This is a genomic window from Catenibacterium sp. co_0103 (assembly GCF_004168205.1).
Lineage (GTDB): Bacteria > Bacillota_I > Bacilli_A > Erysipelotrichales > Coprobacillaceae > Catenibacterium > Catenibacterium mitsuoka_A.
The window spans coordinates 1-1,922 of sequence record NZ_RCYB01000179.1 but is presented as its reverse complement, the minus strand read 5'-3'; the positions used below and the strand labels follow the sequence as shown (position 1 = coordinate 1,922).

The 1,922-nt window shown below is 34.7% G+C and carries 3 protein-coding genes; 2 read left to right on the top strand and 1 reads right to left on the bottom strand.

Features of this window, described 5'->3' with window-relative positions:
* The first annotated feature begins 399 nt into the window (after positions 1-399).
* Positions 400-612 (top strand): hypothetical protein, encoded by a 213-nt coding sequence (locus EAI80_RS12920; protein ID WP_129982361.1) that lies wholly within the window; start codon positions 400-402, stop codon positions 610-612.
* Positions 613-621: 9 nt separating this feature from the next.
* Positions 622-1,392 carry an IS3 family transposase gene (locus EAI80_RS12915; protein ID WP_129982360.1) on the top strand — a complete coding sequence of 257 codons (771 nt, stop codon included), beginning with the start codon at positions 622-624 and terminating at the stop codon, positions 1,390-1,392.
* Positions 1,393-1,492: 100 nt separating this feature from the next.
* Here EAI80_RS12915 and EAI80_RS12910 read toward each other — a convergent pair whose 3' ends face one another.
* Positions 1,493-1,864: a hypothetical protein gene (locus EAI80_RS12910; protein WP_129982359.1), complete on the bottom strand. Its 372-nt coding sequence runs from the start codon at positions 1,862-1,864 to the stop codon at positions 1,493-1,495.
* Positions 1,865-1,922: the final 58 nt, after the last annotated feature.

Below are 1,922 nucleotides of genomic sequence, written 5' to 3'. Positions count from 1 at the left end.
GTGACCCTGTTTTACAGGGTTTTTATTTTGCGTAGTATAATGATTATAGAATGGTGGTGTTATTATGGGAGCAAATTATTTTAGTGATGAGCAAGTAAAGGAACTTGAGAAGAATCCATATGTAAAGAAAGTTTCTGTTAAAAGTATAACTTATTCAGAAGAATTTAAAGAACTCTTCTGAACAGATTTACAGAAAGGAATGTTACCTAGAAATATTTTTAAAAAATATGGATTTGATCCAAGTTTGCTAGGACCCCGTCGAACTAAAAGTTTTACATATCGTGTAAGGAAAGAAGCAACAAGAGTAGAAGGATTCAAAGACACAAGAAGAACAGATTCTGGCAGACCTCTTGCAAGGGTTCTGGCTATTGAGGAAGATCTAGAAAGACTTAAACAGAAATGCGAAATTCTCCAGCAGGAGAACGATTTTTTAAAAAGAGTGAGATTTATCAACAGAAAGCAAATCTCAAAACTGCAGAAGGACAAACAGTAAGAGAAAAATATGAACTGATAGATAGAACTCTTGAATCAGCTAGTAATAATCTGAGTGTCTCAGCATTATGTGATACTGCAGGTGCTTCAAGAAGCGGGTTCTATTCATGGAAGAAATGAAAAAGTTCCATAAGCGAAAAAGAAGAACAAGACCGTAAGGATTTTGAACTGATTTTAGAAGCATACAAGTTCAAAGGATATGACAAAGGCAGACGTGGTATTCATATGCGTCTTCTTCACATGGGCATTGTGATGAATCATAAAAAGATCTCAAGACTGATGAAGAAATACGGTCTATTCTGCCCAATAAGAAAAGCCAGTCCTGCAAGAAGGATGGCTAAGGCAATGAAAACATCAAATTATGCAGATAATATTCTAAACAGACGCTTCGAGGAGTACGGTCCTGGATATGTGCTTGAAACAGACATTACTTATCTATTCTACGGTCATAAAAGATCTAAAGCATATCTATCGGTGGGAAAGGATGGATTTACAAAGCAGATTCTTGCATATGTATTATCACCGTCTTTAGAAGTAGACTTTGTCCTGGAGACAATAAATCAGCTTTACAGTAAACATAAGCATAATATTCATACTGATGCTCTGATACACAGTGATCAGGGTGTGCATTATACAAGTATTAAGTTTATTGACTCACTCAAGAGCCTGGAAATCAGACAGTCAATGTCAAGAAGAGGAAACTGCTGGGACAACGCTCCCCAGGAATCCTTCTTCGGACATATGAAAGATGAGATAGGCAGATATACAGAGAATGCTGGCTCATACGAAGAACTAAAGGAAATAATAGATTCCTATATGGTTTATTACAACAATGATCGTTATCAGTACAATCTAGCCAAGCTTTCACCAAATGAATACTTAGAAATATTACATGACTAGTGAGTACCCACTCAACCATATCGCTAAGGAGCCTGATGCATATAAGGAAAAATTCAGACAGGTAAGAAATAATCTTGATAGAAACTCAACGCTCGAGAAATTAGTAGCTATCCTTCAAAGAATAACTCATTTCAAACAGTCCATCAGATAATCTGCGTAGATGACTTCTGATTATATCTATATCATTATTGCTTAATGATGCAAAGCCAAAATCATCCATCTTAGTGAATATAACAGTGCCATTAAAATAACCGTCAGCATCATCTGGAAAAGACCTGTAAACAATAGTATGATCAGTATCATATACACTTAAATCCTTTACAAGAATATAGACTGATGGATCATCATCAAATATATAATCACGGTAGTCAAATACACCAAGTTCATTTCTTATGACTTCCTTCATTCTATCTGTTTCCAATACACATAAAACTCCATTTTTAATAATTACATATTTACATAGTTTACACATAAAAAATATCCTCCTGGTTATTACACCTAGAGGATATCTTTATTTCTAATCAATTTTA